Here is a 246-nt window from a genome sequence, read left to right as displayed (position 1 = left end):
CGCCGGTCTTTTCGATGCCAGCGGCACCATGCTTTCTTCGGCCAAGCGCGATATCACAATCTGGCGTGAGGCGGGCAGCATTGTCGAGCAGTCGAGCGCCAATATATGGCAGGCCGTGTGCGAAAGTTTCAGGCTTGTTTTCCTTGAGCCAAAGCAGCTTCGGCGTTTCCATCTCGGGGGAAATGGTGCCGCCAACATAATCGAGCACCTTGGCCTTGGTCACATTGATACGCTCAGCCTGACCGA

The 246-nt window shown here is 56.5% G+C and carries 1 protein-coding gene; it reads right to left on the bottom strand.

Going from position 1 to position 246, the window contains the following annotated elements:
* The coding region (locus F9K91_RS25700) for a hypothetical protein (RefSeq protein ID WP_151679084.1) at positions 1-246 on the bottom strand (246 nt) is incomplete at both ends.

This window comes from Brucella tritici (assembly GCF_008932295.1).
GTDB lineage: Bacteria > Pseudomonadota > Alphaproteobacteria > Rhizobiales > Rhizobiaceae > Brucella > Brucella tritici.
This window is presented reverse-complemented; position numbering and strand designations above follow the sequence as displayed.